The sequence below is a fragment of the Actinoalloteichus fjordicus genome, assembly GCF_001941625.1.
Classification (GTDB): Bacteria; Actinomycetota; Actinomycetes; order Mycobacteriales; family Pseudonocardiaceae; genus Actinoalloteichus_A; species Actinoalloteichus_A fjordicus.
This window is the reverse complement of the sequence record NZ_CP016076.1, coordinates 5,154,894-5,175,784: the sequence shown is the minus strand read 5'-3', so window position 1 is coordinate 5,175,784 and position 20,891 is coordinate 5,154,894. Positions and strand designations below refer to the sequence as shown.

16 protein-coding genes and 1 pseudogene are annotated in these 20,891 nt (G+C 69.7%); 4 read left to right on the top strand and 13 right to left on the bottom strand.

Annotated elements, in window-relative coordinates:
* Positions 1-44: 44 nt before the first annotated feature.
* Positions 45-1,289, top strand: coding sequence for a GNAT family N-acetyltransferase (locus UA74_RS21850; RefSeq protein WP_075765320.1), 1,245 nt, complete (start codon positions 45-47; stop codon positions 1,287-1,289).
* A gap of 154 nt (positions 1,290-1,443) precedes the next feature.
* On the opposite strand, the gene UA74_RS33055 is transcribed toward UA74_RS21850, so the two are convergent.
* The 5 genes from UA74_RS33055 to UA74_RS21825 form a co-directional block, all read right to left on the bottom strand.
* The gene (locus UA74_RS33055; RefSeq protein ID WP_075765318.1) at positions 1,444-2,292 is read right to left on the bottom strand and encodes a type VII secretion target; all 849 of its coding nucleotides are present in this window, start codon (positions 2,290-2,292) and stop codon (positions 1,444-1,446) included.
* A 74-nt stretch (positions 2,293-2,366) separates the two neighbouring features.
* Entirely contained in the window at positions 2,367-3,020 is a 654-nt protein-coding gene (locus tag UA74_RS21840) for a YbaB/EbfC family nucleoid-associated protein (RefSeq protein ID WP_075741916.1), read from the bottom strand.
* A gap of 86 nt (positions 3,021-3,106) precedes the next feature.
* Positions 3,107-3,901 carry an ESX secretion-associated protein EspG gene (locus UA74_RS21835; RefSeq protein ID WP_075741915.1) on the bottom strand — a complete coding sequence of 265 codons (795 nt, stop codon included), beginning with the start codon at positions 3,899-3,901 and terminating at the stop codon, positions 3,107-3,109.
* Positions 3,902-3,947: 46 nt separating this feature from the next.
* Entirely contained in the window at positions 3,948-5,918 is a 1,971-nt protein-coding gene (locus UA74_RS21830) for a PPE domain-containing protein (RefSeq protein WP_075741914.1), read from the bottom strand.
* 265 nt (positions 5,919-6,183) lie between these two features.
* Positions 6,184-6,711, bottom strand: a complete 528-nt coding sequence (locus UA74_RS21825; protein ID WP_232237364.1) for a hypothetical protein — start codon at positions 6,709-6,711, stop codon at positions 6,184-6,186.
* 959 nt (positions 6,712-7,670) lie between these two features.
* On the opposite strand from UA74_RS21825, the gene UA74_RS34325 reads away from it, so the two are divergent.
* The gene (locus UA74_RS34325; RefSeq protein ID WP_075741913.1) at positions 7,671-8,852 is read left to right on the top strand and encodes an endonuclease; all 1,182 of its coding nucleotides are present in this window, start codon (positions 7,671-7,673) and stop codon (positions 8,850-8,852) included.
* A gap of 47 nt (positions 8,853-8,899) precedes the next feature.
* Here the strand turns inward: UA74_RS34325 and UA74_RS32310 are convergent, their stop codons facing one another.
* The 6 genes and pseudogenes from UA74_RS32310 to UA74_RS21795 form a co-directional block, all read right to left on the bottom strand.
* On the bottom strand, positions 8,900-9,052 hold the full coding sequence (locus UA74_RS32310; protein ID WP_157434369.1) for a hypothetical protein: 153 nt from the start codon (positions 9,050-9,052) through the stop codon (positions 8,900-8,902).
* Between the two features lie 49 nt (positions 9,053-9,101).
* Positions 9,102-11,417, bottom strand: a complete 2,316-nt coding sequence (locus UA74_RS21815) for a hypothetical protein (protein ID WP_075765314.1) — start codon at positions 11,415-11,417, stop codon at positions 9,102-9,104.
* Positions 11,414-12,442: a hypothetical protein gene (locus UA74_RS21810; protein ID WP_083683472.1), complete on the bottom strand. Its 1,029-nt coding sequence runs from the start codon at positions 12,440-12,442 to the stop codon at positions 11,414-11,416. The genes UA74_RS21815 and UA74_RS21810 overlap by 4 nt, the downstream gene beginning before the upstream one ends.
* 195 nt (positions 12,443-12,637) lie before the next feature.
* Complete coding sequence (locus tag UA74_RS21805; RefSeq protein ID WP_075741911.1) at positions 12,638-13,108, bottom strand: hypothetical protein; 471 nt, start codon at positions 13,106-13,108, stop codon at positions 12,638-12,640.
* Positions 13,109-13,598: 490 nt separating this feature from the next.
* Positions 13,599-14,051: pseudogene (gene rnhA, locus UA74_RS21800) on the bottom strand (ribonuclease HI); the annotation flags it as partial.
* A 157-nt stretch (positions 14,052-14,208) separates the two neighbouring features.
* Positions 14,209-14,913, bottom strand: coding sequence for a hypothetical protein (locus tag UA74_RS21795; protein WP_075741910.1), 705 nt, complete (start codon positions 14,911-14,913; stop codon positions 14,209-14,211).
* A 255-nt stretch (positions 14,914-15,168) separates the two neighbouring features.
* On the opposite strand from UA74_RS21795, the gene UA74_RS21790 reads away from it, so the two are divergent.
* Positions 15,169-15,891: a hypothetical protein gene (locus UA74_RS21790; RefSeq protein WP_157434368.1), complete on the top strand. Its 723-nt coding sequence runs from the start codon at positions 15,169-15,171 to the stop codon at positions 15,889-15,891.
* 114 nt (positions 15,892-16,005) lie between these two features.
* Here the strand turns inward: UA74_RS21790 and UA74_RS21785 are convergent, their stop codons facing one another.
* Together UA74_RS21785 and UA74_RS21780 are read right to left on the bottom strand one after the other, a co-directional pair.
* A complete protein-coding gene (locus tag UA74_RS21785; protein ID WP_075741908.1) occupies positions 16,006-16,683 on the bottom strand; it encodes an MBL fold metallo-hydrolase in 678 nt (225 codons plus the stop codon).
* Between the two features lie 165 nt (positions 16,684-16,848).
* A complete protein-coding gene (locus UA74_RS21780) occupies positions 16,849-17,595 on the bottom strand; it encodes a maleylpyruvate isomerase family mycothiol-dependent enzyme (protein ID WP_075741907.1) in 747 nt (248 codons plus the stop codon).
* A 428-nt stretch (positions 17,596-18,023) separates the two neighbouring features.
* On the opposite strand from UA74_RS21780, the gene uvrA reads away from it, so the two are divergent.
* On the top strand, positions 18,024-20,876 hold the full coding sequence (gene uvrA, locus UA74_RS21775) for an excinuclease ABC subunit UvrA (RefSeq protein ID WP_075741906.1): 2,853 nt from the start codon (positions 18,024-18,026) through the stop codon (positions 20,874-20,876).
* Positions 20,877-20,891 lie beyond the last annotated feature (15 nt).

The window sequence follows — 20,891 nt, the reverse complement described above, 5'->3', positions numbered from 1 at the left end:
AGAATCAGTGGTGCGAGCGAGCGTCCTCCAGCAGAGTCTCTCGGATGGACCATGGACGCGCCGCGCCGCCCGAGACCACTGCGCTGCCCGAGGGGTTCACGCTGCGCCGGGCGACCTCGGCCGATCTCGACCAGATCCAGGCCCTGCTCGCCGAGCGCGGCGAGGTGGCCGACGCCGTCGATCTCCGACTGATCGTCGAGGACTCCGACGCGGGCTGGGACTCCTGCGCGGTGGTCGTCGCGGCGGACGGGCGTGTGGTCTCCACCGCCACGCTGCTGGACGAAGAGCTGATCCTCGGCGGAGTCCGCATCCCGGCCGGGCAGGTGGAGCTGGTGGCGACCAGCCGTGATCACGAAGGTCGAGGGCTCGTCCGCGCGCTGATGGCCTGGGCGCACGAGCAGTCGGCGCGGCGTGGGCACCTGGCGCAGGTGATGCTCGGCATCCCCTACTTCTACCGGCAGTTCGGCTACTCCTACGCGATCCCGTACCACCCGGTCCGGCCGGTGCACACCGCCCCGCCGCCGGAGCCCGGCCACCACGTGCGGGCCGCCACGATCGAGGATGTCGAGGCGATCACCGCCCTCCAGGACGCGGTGCAGGCGACCGCCGACCTGCGGATGCCGCACTCGCCGGAATGTCTGCGCCGGCTGCTCGCCCGGGACGGCAGTACACAGTGGATCGTGGAGCGCGAGGGACGCGCGGTCGCGACGGGACGCAGCACACCGCCGGAGGACGACGTCCATCTCGGCGAGCTGGCCGCCGTGGACGAGGCCGCAGCCCGTGCACTGCTGCGGCAGGCCACCGACCTGGCCGCGCCGACGTCGGCCTCGGTCCGGGTGGGCGACCGGCCGGGTACCATCGCGAGCCGGGCACTGACCGAGTTCCTCGGCGCGGCACCCGAGGCCGCGGAGATGTACTACGTGCGGGTCGCGGACCCCGCCGCGTTGCTCGACAGGCTGCGCCCGCTGCTGTCGGGCAGGCTGCGCGCCGTCGACCATGCGAGGGTCGACGGCGCGGCGGTGCTCTCGTTCTTCCGCTCGCACGTGCGCTTCGACGTGACCGACGCCGTCGTCGGACCGATGGTCACCGGTGGGCCGCTCCAGTCGCCCGCCTCGGTCGGTGGAGCGGGCATCGCGCCGGACCTGGTGCCCGCACTGCTGTTCGGCCCGCATGGGATCGTCGGGCTCTCCCACCGCCATCCCGACGTCTATCCGGGCCCGAACGTCGACGTGATGGCCGCGTTGTTCCCGCCCGTTCGGGCTGACCTGTTGACGTTCTACCTGGTCTGAAGACGGCAGCGGCCGGGCAGGCTGCTGCGCTGGTCGATGGGGGGGACTGCCACGCCGAGTGTCCGGTCTCGCTCCCCCTCCCCGAGACGTCGACCGCCGGATGCCGTGACGACATCCGGCGGGAGGTGATCCGGGAGAACGAGCCAGCCCGGACTCAGGCCTCAGGGCGCTGGAACCTAGCCTCGTTGAGGGCCTCTGCCTCGGTGCGTTGCATCGACGAGTTCTGATACACCTCGGCGGTGGCGAAGGGCTGTGCGGCGAAGTTCTGGGGCGTGGGCTGGACGTAGTCCTGTCGAGCGGCGAAGTTCTGGTGGGTGGGCTGGACGTAGTCCTGTCGGGCGCCGATGTTCTGGTGGGTGGGCTGGACGTAGTCCTGTCGGGCGCCGATGTTCTGGGGCGTGGGTTCGACGTAGTCCTGTCGGGCGGAGTTCTGGAGAGTGGGTTCGGCGAAGGCGCGGGGGGCGAAGGCCTGCTGAGCGGGTTCCCCGTAGGACTGCGGGGTGACGCTCTGCTGAGCGGGTTCGGCGAAGGCGCGGGGGGCGAAGGCCTGCTGAGCGGGTTCCCCGTACGACTGCGGGGTGACGCTCTGCGCCGGTTCCCCGACGGAGGCGGGCATGGCGGCCCGCTGGAATGCCGTCGGCCCGCCCGCGGCTGCGGCCGCCCCACCACCCGCGATCGAGGGCGGCTGGATGTGGTCCAGCGAGATCTTCTGGAACGACTGCTGATTCGCGTCGTCGGTGTCGAGATACTGGTCGGCCGTCGCCCGTACGTTCTCCGCACTGGTCGTGACGCCCTCGACCGCCGCGTTCAGTGCCGCGATCCCCTCCTCTTCCATCGGATTGATGGTCGGAGGAAGGAACTGGCAGATCAGACCGTAGGCGTCATCGGACATGCTGACGGTCTCCGCCGCAGCGATCGCGGTGTTCAACCGGTCGGTCAGCGCGTCGAGGTGACTGGCGTGGGCCACCAGGTCCTCGGTCACGACGTCATAGGCTTCGGCCATCGTGGGGCTCCTCTCACGAACGTGTGGCGGCGACTGGGGTCTCGCCCCTGCTCAGCGTGCTGTCGGTCGAGACGTCAGTCCCGCAGCGGGTCGGACTCCTCGTCGAAGTCGTCATCGTCGTCGGGTCGACGACGTGGTGCTGCCGGCCGCTGCGGAGGTGGTGCAGGGGGTGAGAATCCCGCAGGGGGCTGGAATCCGGTCGACGGCGACTGAGCCGAGAGCCCGGGGCTCGTGGCAGGCGGCGGAGTCGGCTCCTCGCTGGACTCGATCGACTCCCACTTCTTGCCGGTCTCTTCGTCTGCCGCCTCGACCTCGTCTTCGTCGGGCGGTTGAGGGAACCGCTCGCGGAGGTTGCCCAGCAGCTCGGCCCGCGTCTCGGCGTCCTCGTCACCCAGATGCTCGGCCATCGTCTCGCCGACCTGGGTGGCGATGTCGGCCTGCGCCCGCTGCATGGTCGACAGGACCAGACTCGCGATCGTGGGCAGCGGCATCGTGCGGATGCGCTCACTGAAGACCAGGTCGGTCAGGCTGCCGTCGGCCCGCACCGTGGCCTTCACCGCGCCGTCGCCGCTGGTGGCGGTCAATCGAATCTGTTCGGTCTCGACATGCGCGGCCTGGTAACGCTGTGCCTTCTCCGCAAGGCCCTGCGCCCACTGGCCGATCCGCGCCTCAATCTCGGCGGGATCCTTGCTCATGCCCACGAAGCCACCCGTACCGGGGCCGGTCATGTGAAACCTCCATCAACACTGCTCGACATCGGGTCGTCGGGCCGGGCCGTCGAAAGGCCCGGCCTCTGTCAAGACGGTCGGTGTCGTCACCGACCGTTGGGCGCGCCTGCGGCGCGTGACAGCACCTCCATGACCCGTCCCTCGATACGTTCGCCGTCGGCGGGCGTCAGGCTGAGCCACTCGTCCTCACGCACCATCAGGTATCGACCTTGATGGGTGTCGAACCAGGTCACGAGTGTGGAGGACCGCCGCGCCTGTCGCTGCGTCGCTCCCCCCACCGTCACGCCGAACTGGCCGCCGCCCTTCCGGTTCGCCGCCAGCTCGCTCAGCGCCGCTGCGTCGTCGGCGCTCATCCCCGCCTTCCGCAGGGCGCGTTCCTCGTCGTCGTCGTCGCTTCCCCAGGGGTCGTCCTCTTCGGCGGGCTCCACCGCCGAGGTGAGTGCGTGCAGCGGGGCCGACATCGCCCAGCCTGGCCCCGCCTCCTTGACGGGCAGCACACCGACGATGGAGCGAGCCAGCGAGGTCGGTCGGATCTCGCTGACTCGCAGCTCATCGCCGACCAGCGTCGCGAGCACGCCCAGTTCCTGATCGGTGGCGGCCAACGCCCGCAGGGCACGTCCGACGTGCCCCACGGCGTCCACCGACAGCTTCGGCTGCGACAGCAGCCGAAGCAGCGCCTCCAGCTCGGTCGACACCGTGCCTGCGGTGACCAGGCCCCGATCGGTCAGTTCGCGGTACACCTCGGCCCTGAGCTCCGCCCGTTCGGCCATGGTCTTGCCGCTGCTGGGAACGTCCAGCGGATAGGGGATTCGGCCGAGGCCCAGATCAGTCCACACGAACTCGAACTCGCGGGCCGACAACACGAATTCAGTGTCGCTCATCGTCCTTCTCCCGTAACCGACTCTCGGGTGCGCCGTCGCCTGCCGATCATCCCTGCTTCTTCGGCTTCCGATCACCGATCACCGCGGGCGGCAGATCATCGCCGAGACGCTCGAAGACCTTCTCGCCCTTGAGGTACGAAGCGACCCGGTGCTCCTTGTCCTCGGTGTCCTGGGCGCCGCGGGCGGGTGCACCGCCACCACCGGCCATGCCGCCCGCGCCCATGCCGCCTGCGCCGACGCCACCGCCCATTCCGCCGGGCATGCCGCCCATCCGGCCGCCTGCGCCGCCGCTGCCGCCGACGCCGGTCGCTCCGCCTGCGGCCAGGCCTGCGGCGCCACCGCCGATGCCGCCCGCGCCACCACCGAAGCCGCCTGCGCCGCCGCCTGCACCACCGGGAATGTTGGGGATGCCGCCGGGGCCGAACCCTCGAGCACCGCCGCCGATGCCGCCTGCGCCGCCTGCGCCGCCGCCGCCGATGCCGGGCATCGATCCGCTGCCGCCGGGGATGTTGGGGATTTGCGGAGTGGCGGGGCGACCGCCTGGGCCGCCCGTGCCGCTGCCGATGCTGGGCATCGATCCGCTGCCGCCGGGGATGTTGGGGATTTGCGGAGTGGCGGGGCGACCGCCTGGGCCGCCCGTGCCGCTGCCGATGCTGGGCATCGATCCGCTGCCGCCGGGGATGTTGGGGATTTGCGGAGTGGCGGGGCGACCGCCCGTGCCGCCGCTGTTACCGCCTTGATTCGGGCGCGGCATGGTCGCGCCGGGCACGCCGCCGCCGATACCGCCGATGCCTGGCATCGTGCCGCTGCCAGGGGCGCTGCCCGTGCCGCCGGGGCGATTGGCTCCGGGGATGTCAGGGATGTCGGGCATGCCCTGCGGAGAGATCTTCGGCGAGTTCTGCGGGCTGACCGACGGCGGTGTGCCGATGCCGCCGACGCTGCCGACGCCGCCGATGCCGGGCATCGCGCCGCCGACGCCGCCGACGCCGCCTGCGCCGCCGCCGGGGATGTTCGGGATCGCACCCGGGTTCATACCCACCGTGCCGCCTGCGCCGCCGGGCCGGTAACCGGCGGTGTCGGGCATCGAGGCCGCAGGCGCGAGGTTGGGCGGGCTCTGCGGGTTGGTGCCCAGCGTGCTGCCGCCGGGTCCGCCCGGGCCGCCGGGGATGTTCGGGATGCCGCCGGGTCCGCCGGGGGCCCCGGGAACTCCACCGGGTGCGCCGGGCACGCTGCCAGGGCCGCCGGGCATGCCGGGCGCTCCGCCCGGGCCGCCGGGAATATTGGGAACCTCACCGACGCCGCCGCCCGCCAGTTGCGGGTCGAGCGCGGGAGCCTCAAGCACTCTGCTCTGCTGCATCGGGGCGAGCCGGCTCGCCGTCTCGTCCATCGGGGTGCCCTGCTGCATCGGAGTGAGCTGGCCTTCGCCGCTCATCACGCCCATCGGAGCGTTGCTCGCCGCCGTCATGGTGCCCCGGACCGGGTTCGGCGGCGGCGTGAACTGCGGGGTCTCCTGGTCGATGCTGCGTGAGTCCTCTTCCATCGTGGACATGACGGCCACGGCCTGTTCATGCGCGAGGTTGGCCTCGGCGCTCTTGCGCTCCACGTCGACGACCGCAACCGCGAAACCCGCGAGCCCGCCGGTGGCGAAACCCCTCGTGAGCATCTCCTCGTAGTCGAAGTCGACGGGTTCCGGCATCGCGGACCGGGCGACCTCCATGACCTGGGCCTGCGCGGCGATCTTGGTACCCACGGTGGCGGCGGTCACCGACGCCTCGTTGCTCCAGTCGGCGAGTTGGGTGATGGCGCCCCGTGCGGACCTGGCCGCCGATCCGGTCCAGCCGTCCTCCACCGCGACGAGCCGATCACCCATCGACTGTGCGGACTCGGAGATCTCGTTTGCCATCTGCGACCACTCGGAGGAGAGCTCGCCTGCCTGACCGGGATCGTTGTCGGTGTGGACCGCTTCGTAGAGCGTCCGATGGTTGTAGGCGCTCCAGTTCTGCGTGTCCGTCAGCATGAGGTGGTTCTCCGGCGCCGGGGCGCCGGGAGTCCCCGCGTGGCCTCGCGGCACTGCTGAGCCTTCTACGTACATCGGATGTTCGCCTCTCGCTACAGGAGGTTCGCTACAGGAGGTTCGGTGCCGATGATCGCCGCGGTCGCGGTCGAGTCGTCACGGTCGGTGCCGACGCGGCGTTGCGGCATCGACGAGCCGATGATCCCGGTGCGCGCGGACGCGGCGCCGAATCCGCCTGCGTCGCCCGAGATCGTCCTCGGCGTGGCGGTCAGACCGCCTGGTTCTCGTCGGGTCGGATTCTCTTGAAGGAGTCGACGTTGTCCTGCTCGATCTGCTGGTAGAGGTTCATGGCCTGCGACACGGCCTCGTGAGCCTCCTGCAGCACCTCCCGATACGGGGTGAACACGCTTCGGAAGGAGACCCCCTCGCCGCCCGCGCGGTCCTCGAACTTCAGGGCCATCGCCTCGCCGACGGGATTGGCACCGAAGGGCGCGCGGCGGGCAAGTGCGTTGGCCCGCTCCAGCCAGGTGTCGACCCGGTCCATCTGGTCCTGGAGCATCGTCTTGATCTCCTCGCCCGCAGCGGGGTCGAGGAACAGATCGCCTGCCTCGATGTCCTTCTTGAGCGTGCCGACCTGCTGCGCGAGTTGCGCGACCCTCATCGCGGCCAGCACGGGCTGCTGTTCCTGGGACGCGGAGACGCTGGTCATCTGCGCGGCTTCCATGGGAACGGCCTGGCCCTGCCCCATCATCACCGGCGACATGGCGGTGCCGCTTACGAACTCGGAGTCGCTCATCGGTTCCCTTCGCGGTCTGTTCCTACCCCGATGCCTGGCCCTCGTCCTCCCACGCTCGGCTCGTGACCACCGTTCGGGGCCGCCGGATCGGTGCTCGGTTCAGGCAGAGCGTGACGGAGGATGGAGCGTGATAGACCTTAGACTTCTGGTGTCGGCCAAGATAGTCCGGCCCCAGGTGGGAATGCCTGGTCCCAGGTATACCTGGGGTCGAGAGGGCACAAAGAGGCAACTCTTGAGGTACGAAAGGGAAAGCGCGTCCGACGTCGAGGTCGGAGCCTTCCTCGCAGGCGCTTCCAGGCGGCCGAGGGGCCGAGGTGATCACGGTCGTGTCCACTTCGGCCGGTGATCTACGACACGCCGGATGTGCAGCTCGAAGACATGGCGCGGCGGGGATGCTCACTTGCAGACCTCCCGGGCTGCGATCGTCCGATCAGCCCTCCATCCGGGTGGCCCGGCGGACTTGCGAGCGCGAGGCGTGGCGGTCCGCCCGGATTGTCTGTACTGGATTTCACGCACCTTCTGGGAATACTCCAGCCGGGGTGCTGGAACTCGCCCTCCGAAGGAACCACGGGCAATGCGGCTCGCTTTGCCGTCTATCTCGGGTCGATCTCGTCGGAGCGGTCGAAACCGATCGGTCGAACTCTTGACGCCACCCGGTGAACGATGTCCGCAGCCTGCGTGCAGCAGGGGCTGCGGCTCGCCGCCGTCGCGTCACAGGACACGCCCAGGACGACGCGCACACGCGGCGCTCCGGGCGGTCGCCGCTGGCGGCCGTCGACGCGTCGACTGTGGACCCGCCCGGGTGGCGCTCCCGGCACGACGTCATCGCGCCGACATCAAACCGCCGCTCAAATTTCACTAACGGGTGGTCATTTTCTGACAGCCTTCTCGAGATCACCATTGTGTGATCACGCTGCGTCACATATCGGCTGGCGCACGAACCTGGGGAGGACATCGTCGTGACAGCAACCCGTGTGAGTCGGTGGAGGTCCTTAGCCGCGCTGGTCGGCGTCGCGGCTGCGGTGGTGGCATTCCAGGTGCCGACCGCCGCGTTCGCCGCCGACCAGCTCACCGTCGCCGAGGCGATCTCGCAGCAGGGCGGCACCGGCACCGTGCGCGGTCACGTGGTGGGGCAGCCGACGGCGACCACGACCGTGGTCCGATCGGGCTTCCCCTCCGACTACGCGCTCGCCCTCGCCGACTCGGCCACCGAGACCGACCCGGCCGAGATGCTGTACGTGCAGATCACCGCGTCCTTCCGGGCGGACTACGGCCTGCGCACCAACCCTGACCTGCTCGGGACGACTCTCGACGTCACCGGCCCGCTGCGCAGCTACTTCTCACACGCCGGTCTCACCTCTCCGACCGCATTCTCGCCTGCGGGTGACACCCAACCCCCGACTGAGCCCCCGACCGAGCCGCCCACCGAACCGCCCACGGACCCCGGCGACTACGACGAGACGTACTACCGCACCGCGCTCGGCCTGAGCGGGGATGCCTTGAAGGACGAGCTGCACGAGATCATCAGCACCAGCACGAGGCTGTCCTACAGTCAGGTCTGGGATGCGCTCAAGGCCACCGACGAGGACCCGGCGAACTCGAACAACGTGATCCTGTTCTACAGCGGACGTTCGCAGAGCAAGAACTCCAACGGCGGCAGCGTGGGCCAGTGGAACCGCGAGCACGTCTGGGCCCAGTCCCACGGCGACATCGGCACGGCGCCCGGCCCCGGCACCGACATCCACCACCTGCGCCCCACCGACGTGCAGGTCAACTCCGCGCGGGGCAACAAGGACTTCGACAACGGCGGCTCGCCGGTGCCGGGTGCGCCGGGCAACCTCACCGACGGCGACTCCTGGGAGCCGCGCGACGACGTCAAGGGCGACGTCGCTCGGATGATCTTCTACATGGCCGTGCGCTACGAGGGCGGCGACGGCTTCGCCGACCTTGAGCTCAACGACACCGTGTCCAACGGCTCCAACCCCTACATGGGCCGCCAGTCGGTGCTGCTCGACTGGAACGCCGAGGACCCGCCGGACGCCTTCGAGGAGCGTCGCAACCAGGTCGTCTACGACGACTTCCAGGGCAATCGAAACCCGTTCATCGACCATCCGGAATGGGCCGACGCGATCTGGAACTGACGAGGCCGGTTCGTCGGCGACGTCTGGGACGTCGCCGACGAACTCCGTCAGGCCTGGGCTACTGCCAGGGCGTCCAGGCGGGCGCTGAGGTCCCCGCGCTGGTGGGCGTCGAAGAGCCGCCGCAGTGTCGTCCCCACGCGATGATCCGGGCTGGTGCCCCCGACGAGTGCGCTCCGGGGATGCCGACTTCGCAGCCGCATGATTCTCTCCGCCATCCTGGTCGTTCGACAGGTCGTGGTGCGGGGCCGGTCAGATCTGTCCGGGATCGATCTCGTCCAGCCGGGTCCAGACCAGCTGGACCAGCGCGTTCACCGGGTCGTCCTCGACGAAGGCCGGATCGAGGGGGATGGCAGCCACCCGGCTGGCCCATTGAAGGCGGGCCATCCGCTGTGGACGTCCCTCGGTCGCGGCGACGAGTGTCTCCACCGAGTCGCCTCGAACCGACGGTGAGGCCGAACGTGCGCCATGACGCAGCCAGGCGCCGACCACCCGGCGAATCTCGTGCATCGGCATCGCGTCCAGTGCCCGACTCCAGAACTCACGTACGCCCTCGCCGGTGACGTTGCGGGGCTCGGCATCGAGCAGTCGCTCGATGCTCGAGGCCAGTAGTTCCATGCGATCGGCGTCCGGTCGGTCGAGCCAGCCCTCGACATAGCGCAGGAAGGTCGCGAATCCCGACTCACGGCCGACCCGGACCATCGCGGCCGACGCGTTCTCTCTTACCAGTGGTTCCGTCGCGGTCGCGAGGTGTTTGATCCGGGTCAGCGCCACCCGGGGGAAGTCCGGGCCGATCTCGCCGCAGACGATCGCCACCAGGAGTTGAAGGTCGGGAGACGATGTCCTGGACCACTCCCAGAGCTTCTCGCGAACCGCCCTGCCGAGGATCGGATCGACCGCCGTCCTGGTCAGCAGGCGTACCGCGACGGACCGACGCGTCTGGTCCTGTCGACTGTTGGGGATCGCCGTCGACGGGACGTCGCGGTTCCGCCTGCCTGTCGCCCAGTCCTGGGCCAGCTCGGTGATCACCTCGACCCCCGCCTCCGCCGCGAGGTCTGCCGCGCGGTCGGCGAGGCGTTCCAGTTCGGCTTGTCCGAGGTCGTCGATCGTGAAGGGGAGTGCTTTCAACCATTCTCGGATCGTCCGCCGCAGCGCCGGATGCTCGTTCCAGAAGTACGTGAGCACCGAAGAGCCGAGATCCGGCAGCGTGAACGTCCGTCGGCGCACGTTGAACAGACCGGGACTGAGCCGTTTCAACGTCGTCGTCACGCCCGGCCGGAGCAGCGGATCAGGGTGGCGGACCTGAGTCTTCGACATGCCCAGCACCAGATCCGAGGCGGCGAGGATGCGGTCTGCGGGGGCGCCCTCGAACAGGCCACAGGCCAGGAGCAGGCCGATGGCCTCCTCGTCCTCCTGCGCCTGATGCCGGGTGATCTCCGCACGGAGTTCCTCGGCGAGCACGTCGGTCGGATCGGCGATTCGCTCGGCGATCTCCTTCGCCGATTCGATGCCCGCCCTGCGCGCCTCGGACACCGCGTCGGCGAGTTCCTTCGCCTCCGGCGGCCATGCCTCGGCGACGCGGGCGAGGAGTCCGGACTCGTCCAACAGGTGCTGCGGGTCCTCCACCAGTTCCACGTGGCGGGCGAAGACCTCCTCACCCGGCGGTCGAGAAAGGGTGTGCAACCTGCCGGGGAACCGCTCGTCGAAGCGGCGTCGCTGGGCGACGGGCAGGATGACGACGAGATAGCTGTGATGCGCTGTCAGGTGGTGGCCGAACTCGACGAGGTGGTTCCTGACCTCGATGACGTCCGGGCCGGACGCCTCGCGCAGGTCGAGGATGACGACCGCAGGGGTGTCGACGTCGAGGATCAGACCCGCATCGAGGCGGAAATCGAGATCGAGGACCTCCTGGCGGACGATGAGCGAGGGGTCTTCGACCCGCCGGAGTTCCTGTGCCAGCCGGAGCGCTGCCGTGAACTGGCCGCCGGTCTTCGCCTCTGCGGTGATCAGAACCAGGTGCCAGTGGGTGAGGATCTGGAGCGCGGACCGCTCTCCCGACGCGTCGAGCAGCCCAGCCGGAGTCACGAAGCGTCCGGCCAGTGCGGACAGCGCATCGGAGTCCCACTGCCCGCTCCTGGCCCGATTGCGCGGACGGGCGATCTCGGCCGCCTGTTCGCCGGGCTGTGCGGAGAAGACCTGGTGATAGTTCTGAAAGATGGTCGTGTGGGACTGGTCGATATCCCTGCCTGCCACGGAGTTCTCGTCCCCAGCGATCCCGGTGACGGACTCGGTATGGCGAGGCGGGTGCATCGACTCGGCGACCGGTGAGGTTCGAGCTGGTGCGAGCGGTTCCGCAGACGGCTCCACCGCCGGATTCGGCGCCTGGTTCGGCGCACGCTCTGCCGGGTCGTCGCCGAGTGCGTCGGCACGGCCGTCGGCTGGCTCCTCGGCGAGAACCCGGCCGAGTCCGCCGACGCCCTCGGCACCGAGGTCTGTTCCCTTCGTCGCGGTGTCGAGCATCCCGAAAAAGTCGACGTCGTCCTCGGGGCGCCCCTCGGCGCCGGTCACGAGTCCCGCTCGGTCTGGTCGGGGATGCCGAACCGGCGCCCGCTGTGGCTGCCGAAACTTCCGTCCCCGCCGACGTCGAACGTCCCGGAGAAGTCCTGCCTGCCGGTCGACTGGTCCAGATCGCGTCCCGCGATGTTGTTGTTGTTCCCGCTGACCGCCACCTCGGACAGGCCTGCCTCGACGGCGGTGGAGTGGTCCTCGATGTGTCCCACGTCCCGGCTCTGCGCGATCAATCGCTGGTGTCCGCCGTTCGTCGTGGTCGTATTGCTCGTCCAGCCTGTCCCCGACCGAGCGTCGGCTGCACCCAGGCCCGGTGTCGAGATCGGAGCGGGCCTCTCGGCGTCGGACGCCTGCTGCCGCGGGGTGAGCAGTCCGGCGGTGAGCAGCTCACCGGAGGGCACCGGCACCCGGAGATGTCCGATGCACGGGAAGTCCTCGGCCGCCACGCTGAGCGCGGTTCGAACGAACTCCGAGGGCCGACGGACGGTGTGGCCCGCCTGGATGACGTCCGCCATCACGGCATCGGAGACGACGGTCGCCAGGAACGTCGCCTGTGGATCGGAGCGCTCCAGCAATGCCCGTACCTCCGCTGCCCCGACCATGCGGTGACTGTCGATCACGACCCTTCCGGTGGGCGAGTCGACGAACAGCGAAGTGAACGACGGCACCGGCCCCAGGTGCAGGCTTGCCCGCATCCGAAGGGTGATCCCGTCGGCCCGCAGGTCACGAGCCCTGGTCCGCAGCTCACCCTGCAGTGCGTCCATGAGGCGGTCGACGGCCAGCGGAAGCAGCTCCGCGTCGAATCCGAAGAGGAGTCCTTCACCGCTGGGAGTCCCGACCGGCGGGTTGAGCAGGAGACGTTCCACGCCGCCTCGTCGTGCCGCACTCGACACGATCTCCGGGATCAGGGTCGTCAGCCTGTCTTGTCCGACATCGTCGGGTGCGCTGATTCGATGGGTGTCGATCACCATCACGCCGAGGTACGTTCCCGGAGCAGAAGCCTCGTCGGTGTGCTGACTGGTCACGAATCGCCCTTTCGCATCGATCTGGTGACTCGATGTTCCCCGGCGCACGACCTCGGCACTGTCCAGAACTGGACACAGCACGAGAATTCGCCGAACACACTTCCCGGCCTGCACTCCTGGCCTGCCGCTCGACGTCGTCGACCTCGATGCGTGCCCGCCCCGGTCGGTCGACTCCGACGTCTTGCCACGCTGGGATCAACCGGACCCGTCGCTGATGGTCACGTCGGCCGGGGCGTCGCAGGGGAAGCGCCAGACCTGGCCCGAGGTGCTGGTGGCACTGAGAACACGGTCGTCCAGGGTGACGGACGAGAACGGGTCGGAGTAGCGCGACACCGCGAGCCACTCCAGGGTGTCTCTGCCGTCGGCACTGGTCAGGGCGACCCAGCCGACGCTGCCGTGTGCCGCCGACTCGCCGGCCGACGCGCGTCGGCGGCCGTGAGTGCAGGAGGCCAGCACGTCGTCCACCTCGAGCCAGTCCATCGGCGTCCACGCCTCGGCCCGGAGGGTCTCCCACCACCGGAATCGGACCGGTTCGACGAACCGCTCGAACTCCATGGCCGACAGACTGCCGTCGGCGAACACGATGAAGTCGCCGTCCGGCGCCTGCCGCGCCTGCCAACGCTGCTGCACCTGAGCGGGAGTCGAGATCCGGTGTGACGCTGCCATCCGCCCATTCTGCGACAGGGTGCCGACGAGTCTGGACGCCGTCGGCGGGCCGCCGACGAGGAGAAGCCGGTGCGCCCGCCTCCTCCGTCGTAGGCCCGTGTCCGGTGCGCCGGTTCCGCCTGCGGCGACGAGACGGTCGAGGCCGCGAGACTGAGTGCGGGCCGGCCCGATGGCGAACCGACGTGCCGTCCGGACAGCCGGACCGTCAGAACAGCCCCGGCGTCGACTCCTCGCCCACGGCATGACGCTCGCACCGGCCGCCGCCGGTCGCCACGGCGCAGGGCTTTCCGCTCGTGAGGACCGCCCCGCACTGCACGGCGGGATCGTGCACGTGACACAGGCCGGACGGGCGGGCGACCGTCGGGCAGTTCGTACCGCCCCGCGTGATCGCCTGACAGCGCGGTCGCGTCTCGCCTGCGGCGGGCCGGGGCGATCTCGGCCGGGACCCAGCGGGTTTCGCGACGACGGCCGAAAGCTCGACCTCGGGGCCGCGGGCCTCCCGCACGCCTTGGACGGCGAGTCGATCGGCGCGTTCGTTGTCGGGATGTCCTGCGTGTCCCTTCACCCAATGCCACTCGACGCGATGCGCGGCGGCCGCCGCGTCCAGCAGCCTCCAGAGATCGGCGTTCTTCACCGGTTCGCGCGCGCTGGTCTGCCACCCGTTGCTCTTCCAGCGGGGCATCCACTGGGTGACGCCGTTCTTCACGTAGGTGCTGTCGGTGTACAGCCGCACCACTGCCGGGCGGGTCAGGCTCTCCAACGCCCGGATGGGCGCGGTCAGCTCCATCCGGTTGTTGGTCGTCACCGTGGACTCGCTGCCGTACAGCTCTCGCTCGTGTCTGCCGTACCGCAGCACGGCTCCCCAGCCTCCCGGACCGGGATTCGGGCTGCACGCCCCGTCGGTGTAGACCTCCACGACCTGCTCGGGCTTCTCAGTCGGCACTCGGGAACGATACCGACGGCCGTGCCGATCCGTGTCGTACAACGGCGAATTCGGCCACGCCGCCCGCTCTGCCGTGCTTCGGAGTCGGGCGAGTTCCGCAGCCGATCAGCAGGCCTGCCGTGCCGGCTCCGCCCTCGGCGACCGAGCTGACACGCCGTCAGGGCCGAGGCAGCTCCGAGGCGACGTCGGCCGCCGCCTGCAGGACCGCCGCGTCGACCCGTCCGCTCGCCGGCTCGGTCTCGGCGATGGTCACCGTCGTGCCAAGAGATCGGGACCGATAGTTGTCGGCGGTGAAGGTGACGTCGGCCATGCCGAGCAGACCCGCGCCCAGCGGCCGGATGTCGCCGGAGCCGTGGACGTCGATGAGGTCGACGAACTCTCGCGTGCTCTGCCTGCTGGGGAGGTCGACCCAGGCGACCGAGACCAGGACTGTGCCGCCGTCGGCGGCGAGGGTGAACAGCACGCGGTCCAGCGAGCGACACGGCGTGTGCAAGAAGAACGTTCGCACCTGACCGAACGATGCGCCGACGCACTCCGGGTCACGCCGGATCGTCTTCTTGGTCGAGCGCAGGCCCAGCCGCTTCCATGCGGTGTCGGCGTCGCCCTTACGGGCGGAGGTCCTGGCCTGATTGGTCCGGGTGCGCAAGGACTGACTGAACGACGAACCGCTCACCGAGCCGGAGCCGCTCGCGATGCCCGAGCCGCCCAGTGTGCCGGAGCCGCTCAGCACGGCCCCGCCGCCGAGCGTCGTCCCGCCCGCGACCGCCGTGCCCAGCGCCAGCACACACGCGGCGGCCACCACGTTGCTCTTGCGGTCGCCCTTGTCCGAGCCGCCGCCTGCTCCACCGATCCTGCGCGCCATTCCGCTCCTCACCACGTCCGCCGGTTCCGGTCCGCAGGAGATAACGAGACGACGACGCGGGCGTGACGCAGCAGGCGCGGCCCGCCGGTCCGACACTGTTCACACTTCCGGCACCGGCGTCGGCACCGACAGGCGATCACGCCGCGTCCGCCCGCCGTGCTCCCGTCCGGTCTGCGGCGGGTCGCAGACCGGCCCGGCGTGGCACAAGGACCGACACATCGTCACGCGGAGCAGGCGGATGGCTACTCTTCGTTGGTGACCAAGTCCAGTCGTGGCCTGCTCGGCCTCTGTGTCCCCCTGTTTCTTCTCACGCTCAGTGGATGTGGCGGGGGCGTGTCGTCCGGCGACGTCGCCGCGGGCCCCGCCTCGACCGCCCCGTCGGCTCCGACTGCCGTACAGGTCCGAGACGGTGCGACGGCGGACGTTCAGGAGGCGTTCGACATCTACACCGAGGCGGCCCTCGCCCGAGACGGCGAGCGGGCGACAGCCGTCCTGGCCAGTCCGGTGCACAGGTTCTATGACGAGGCGCGTCATCTCGCCCTGAGCGCGACCGCCGACGAGCTTCACGGCCTGAGCCCGACGACGCAGATCACGGTCTACGTGTTCCGCGCGGAGGTCGACCCGGAGCTGCTGCGGAGCGGATCGGTGACCGAACTCCTGACGGAGGCCTTCGTGCGAGGGCTCATCGGTGAACAGGCGATCGACAGTGCCGAGCTGGGCTCCATCGAGGTCGACGGCGACACGGCCTCGGCCGAGGTGTTCAGCGACGGGGAGGAGATCCCCTATCGCTTCCAGTTCCTGCGTGAGGACGAGGTGTGGAAGGTCGACATCGGACCGATCGTCGAGATCGCCGATGAGACCTTCACCATGATGGCCGAGCAGCAGGACATCCCCGTCGAACAGTTCGTCGAGGACATGCTCGTGCAGCAGTACGGCCCCGAGGAGGCCGCAGCCCTGGCGAACCCGCTGGACGGCTGATCGGCGAGAAACACGTTCCGGCCCGTCCGACGGCGCGTTCGTCGGGCGGGCACGTCGTCGAAACAGCCTGCGCCGGGCAGGCTCGCGACTTCTGCGCAGCAGGCCGCCTGCGGTTTACCAGCCCCGCGCCCGCCACTCGGCCAGGTGCGGACGCTCCGCGCCCAACGTGGTGTCGTCGCCGTGGCCGGGGTACACCCGGGTGTCGTCCGGCAGAACGGCGAAGACCCGCTGCTCCAAGTCGTCCATCAACGAGGCGAAGTCCGCAGGCGAGCCCGTCTTCCCCGGCCCGCCCGGAAACAGCGAGTCGCCGGTGAACAGGTGCGGCGAGCCCTGCGGGTCCCGGTACAGCAGGGCGATCGAGCCGGGGGTGTGGCCGCGCAGATGGATCACCTCGAGTTCGGACTGCCCGACCTCCAGCGTGTGACCGTGTTCCAGCAGGAAGTCCAGGGGCACCGGCAGCGCCTCGGCGTCGGCCGGGTGCGCCGCGAGGTTCGTCCCGTAGGCCCCGGCCACCGCTCCGAGGGCCTGCCAGTGGTCGGGATGGCTGTGCGTCGTGACGATGGTGCGCAGGCGAGGCCTGCTGTCATCGTGGCCGAGGAGGTCCGACAACCGCTCCGGGTCCGCAGCCGCGTCGATCAGCACGGCGTCGCCGCTGCGCGGACAGTGCAGGACATAGGCGTTGTTGTCCATCGGACCGACCGACACCTTCGTGATGCTCAGTTCTGCCAGCTCACGGCGCGCGGCCGGGCCGCCGGGCTCGACATGACCGGTGTACTGCTGCGACACGTCCACCCCACGAGCCTAGAACCACGGTGTTCGCCGGACGGAACGGGCTGCCTGAGGCAGCTGGCCGAACGTGTCACCGGCCGACGAGGACCGACTCACCGCAGACCCTCGCGTGACACCGGCTCGACGGGGGGGTGGGCCTGGCCGCGCCGGTTCACGGGTCCTGCCTGGTCAGTCCCATTCCGGCAGTACCGGCAGCGTGCCGAGCAGGTCGGCGCCGTCCTGGCGGCCGATGAGCCACCCGAGCACGGCCTTCGCCTTCCCACGCACGGCGGGCGGGCCGTCGTCGGTGGCCGAGCCGATGAAGAAGGTGCGCTCGGTGCCGTCCGACAACTCGACCAGCAGGCCGAAGCGGGGCGCGTCGTCCCTGGCCCGATACCGGGTGATGACGTCGACGAGCATCAGCTCGATCTGGTCGTCGGGAATGTCCTCGATGCTCGGGCCCACGTCGAGGTCGACCAGGTGGATCCAGACCTCGCGCTGCCGAATCCAGGGGATCTCGTCGGCCTGGAACGTCCTGCCGCGTCCGACGACCTGGGCGGCCCAGGCACTGTCGTCCAGGCCCGCCGCCGCCGCGTCGAAGCGTTCCGTCGCCGCGCGGACGTCCTCGACGAGGAGCCGCGCGGGTCGGTCGACGCCCTCCTCGATGTCGGCGTTGCGATCGGCCGCGCTCTGATACATCGGATGCTCGACGTCGGTGCGAGCCCAGGTGAGCAGGTTGACCAGGCCGTCTGCGTTCCGTGCCAGATGGGTGAGCACGTGTGCCCTGGACCAGTTCGGCAACAGACTGGGCCCGGACACCACCGTGTCATCCAGTCTCTCCACCACCTCCAACAACGCCCGGTTGGCGACCTCCAGGGCGCGCAGGCCTTGCGCGGCGCTTGCTGCCGCGCCGCCGACGCTCGTCCTGGGTGCCACGAGGCTCTCCTCGAGAGGCTGTGGATGTGAAAGGTGGATCTCTGCCATGACTGCTTCTCTCCCCGACTTCAGGGGACGTGCCTTGCACCTCCAGCGTATGCCTGATTCGACTGACGTAGGAAGCACCCGATCGGGGACTTGCCCACTACTTCGAGTCGTCTCAATTACAGAGGGTCGCAATCTATGTCGCTGATGTGAGGCTAGGCACTCCAACGGCGGGTTGCCCCTCTGCGCGCAGTCACGAAGACCGGTTCCTGTCAGTGCTCAGACCTAGCATGGAGGCTGACCTGCGCCCGCTCGGGTGTACGACTCGCCGAGCGCGATGCCCCAGGTCTGCGGCGGGTGCGCAACCCTGTCGCACAGAAAATCTCGACCGACTCGGGCCGGTGACATCTCGCTCGGGCACGTGATCAGTTGAAGGGACCACAGTGTCAGACCGCCTCGTCGTTCGCGGCGCTCGCGAACACAACCTCCGCGGTGTCGACCTGGACCTGCCCAGGGACAGCCTCGTCGTGTTCACCGGACTGTCCGGCTCCGGGAAGTCGAGTCTCGCCTTCGACACCATCTTCGCGGAGGGTCAGCGTCGTTACGTGGAGTCGCTGTCCGCCTACGCGCGGCAGTTCCTCGGGCAGATGGACAAGCCCGACGTCGACTTCATCGAGGGCCTCTCGCCCGCGGTGTCGATCGACCAGAAGTCGACCAACCGCAACCCCCGTTCCACGGTCGGCACCATCACCGAGGTCTACGACTATCTCCGGCTGCTCTACGCACGTGCAGGCAAGCCGCACTGCCCGACGTGCGGCCACGCGATCAGCAGGCAGACCCCGCAGCAGATCGTCGACCAGGTCCTCGACCTGCCGGAGGGCACCCGGTTCCAGGTGCTCGCCCCCGTCGTGCGTGGGCGCAAGGGTGAGTACGTCGACCTCTTCGCCGAGCTGCCCACCCAGGGCTACTCGCGAGTGCGGGTCGACGGCGCGGTGCACCCGCTCACCGACCCGCCCAAGCTGAAGAAGCAGGAGAAGCACGACATCGAGGTCGTGATCGACCGGCTCGCCGTGAAGGCCTCGGCGAAGCAGCGGCTGACGGACTCGGTCGAGACGGCACTGCGGCTGGCCGACGGGCTCGTCGTGCTCGACTTCGTCGACCTCCCCGAGCACGACGCCGGTCGGGAGCGCCGGTTCTCCGAACGGATGGCCTGCCCCAACGGCCACTCGCTGGCCGTGGACGATCTCGAACCCCGTTCCTTCTCGTTCAACTCGCCCTACGGCGCCTGCCCCGAGTGCACCGGACTCGGGGTGCGCAAGGAGGTCGACCCCGAGCTGGTGGTGCCGGACGACGAGCTGTCGCTCGCCGAGGGCGCCATCGCGCCATGGGCCTCCGGCCAGACCGCGGACTACTTCACCCGGCTGCTGGAGTCGCTGTCGGAGAAGGTCGGCTTCCGCATGGACCTGCCGTGGCGCGGCCTGCCCGCCCGCGTGCAGAAGGCCGTGCTGCACGGCATCGACGAGCAGGTACACGTCCGCTACAGCAACCGCTACGGACGGGAGCGGTCGTACTACGCCGCGTTCGAGGGCGTCATCCCCTTCCTGGAGCGCAGGCAGGAGCAGACCGAGTCCGAGTTCATGCGGGACAAGTACGAGGGCTACATGCGGGAGGTGCCCTGCCCGGCCTGCCGGGGCACGCGGCTCAAGCCGGAGATCCTGGCCGTGACGCTGGCGCACCGTGACCAGGGCGACAAGTCGATCGCCGAGGTCTGCGCGATGAGCGTCGTGGAGTGCGCCCGCTTCCTCGAAGGACTCGCCCTGGGCGAACGCGAGGAGATGATCGCGGGCCGCGTTCTCAAGGAGGTCGCCGCCCGACTGGGCTTCCTGCTCGACGTGGGCCTGGACTACCTGTCCCTGGACCGGGCGGCGGGCACGCTCTCCGGCGGCGAGGCCCAGCGGATCAGGCTGGCCACCCAGATCGGCTCCGGGCTGGTCGGCGTGCTGTACGTGCTGGACGAACCGTCCATCGGCCTGCATCAGCGGGACAACCACCGGTTGATCGAGACGCTGAGCAGGCTTCGCGACCTGGGCAACACGCTGATCGTCGTGGAGCACGACGAGGACACCATTCGCGCCGCGGACTGGGTGGTCGACATCGGCCCCGGCGCGGGGGAGCACGGCGGGAAGGTCGTGCACAGCGGCTCTTACCAGGAGCTGCTGGCCAACGAGGAGTCACTGACTGGCGCGTACCTGGCCGGTCGTCGGGCCATCCCGGTGCCGGACAAGCGGCGGGCGATCGATCGCAGGCGACGGCTCACCGTCGTCGGCGCGCGCGAGCACAACCTGCGCGGCATCGACGTGTCCTTCCCGCTCGGGTGTCTGGTCTCCGTCACGGGCGTGTCGGGCTCGGGCAAGTCGACGCTGGTCAACGACATCCTGGCGCGGGTGCTGGCCAACAAGCTCAACGGGGCGCGCCAGGTGCCGGGCAGGCACACGCGGGTGACCGGACTCGACAACGTCGACAAGCTGGTGCAGGTCGACCAGTCGCCCATCGGACGCACGCCGCGCTCGAACGCCGCGACCTACACCGGGGTCTTCGATCACGTCAGGAAGCTGTTCGCCGCGACGACCGAGGCGAAGGTGCGCGGCTACCAGCCGGGCCGGTTCTCGTTCAACATCAAGGGCGGCCGCTGCGAGGCGTGTGCGGGCGACGGCACGATCAAGATCGAGATGAACTTCCTGCCCGACGTCTACGTGCCCTGCGAGGTCTGCCGAGGCGCCCGGTACAACCGGGAGACGCTGGAGGTCCACTACAAGGGCAAGACGATCGCCGACGTGCTGGACATGCCGATCGAGGAGGCGGCGACGTTCTTCGAGCCGATCACCGCGATCCACCGGCATCTCAAGACGCTGGTGGACGTCGGCCTCGGCTACGTGCGGCTCGGCCAGCCTGCCCCGACGCTCTCCGGCGGCGAGGCACAGCGGGTCAAGCTGGCCACCGAACTCCAGAAGCGGTCGACCGGACGCACCGTCTACGTGCTCGACGAGCCGACCACCGGCCTGCACTTCGAGGACATCCGCAAGCTGCTCGGCGTGATCAACGGACTGGTCGCCAAGGGCAACACGGTGATCGTGATCGAGCACAACCTCGACGTCATCAAGACGTCGGACTGGGTGGTCGACATGGGGCCGGAGGGCGGCTCCGGCGGCGGCACCGTGGTCGCCGAGGGAACGCCGGAACAGGTGCGGGCCGACGAGGCCAGCCACACCGGCCGCTTCCTGGCCCAGGTGCTCTGATCGGCGTCTCACCGG

What these genes read in the sequence shown, in the direction of transcription:
- UA74_RS21850 (WP_075765320.1), top strand. Translation starts at nt 45, where the DNA reads ATGGACCATGGACGCGCCGCGCCGCCCGAGACCACTGCGCTGCCCGAG.
- UA74_RS21840 (WP_075741916.1), bottom strand. Translation starts at nt 3,020, where the DNA reads ATGACCGGCCCCGGTACGGGTGGCTTCGTGGGCATGAGCAAGGATCCC.
- UA74_RS21830 (WP_075741914.1), bottom strand. Translation starts at nt 5,918, where the DNA reads ATGCTGACGGACACGCAGAACTGGAGCGCCTACAACCATCGGACGCTC.
- UA74_RS33055 (WP_075765318.1), bottom strand. Translation starts at nt 2,292, where the DNA reads ATGGCCGAAGCCTATGACGTCGTGACCGAGGACCTGGTGGCCCACGCC.
- UA74_RS32310 (WP_157434369.1), bottom strand. Translation starts at nt 9,052, where the DNA reads ATGCGGCTGCGAAGTCGGCATCCCCGGAGCGCACTCGTCGGGGGCACC.
- UA74_RS21805 (WP_075741911.1), bottom strand. Translation starts at nt 13,108, where the DNA reads ATGGCAGCGTCACACCGGATCTCGACTCCCGCTCAGGTGCAGCAGCGT.
- UA74_RS21835 (WP_075741915.1), bottom strand. Translation starts at nt 3,901, where the DNA reads ATGAGCGACACTGAATTCGTGTTGTCGGCCCGCGAGTTCGAGTTCGTG.
- UA74_RS21795 (WP_075741910.1), bottom strand. Translation starts at nt 14,913, where the DNA reads ATGGCGCGCAGGATCGGTGGAGCAGGCGGCGGCTCGGACAAGGGCGAC.
- UA74_RS21825 (WP_232237364.1), bottom strand. Translation starts at nt 6,711, where the DNA reads ATGAGCGACTCCGAGTTCGTAAGCGGCACCGCCATGTCGCCGGTGATG.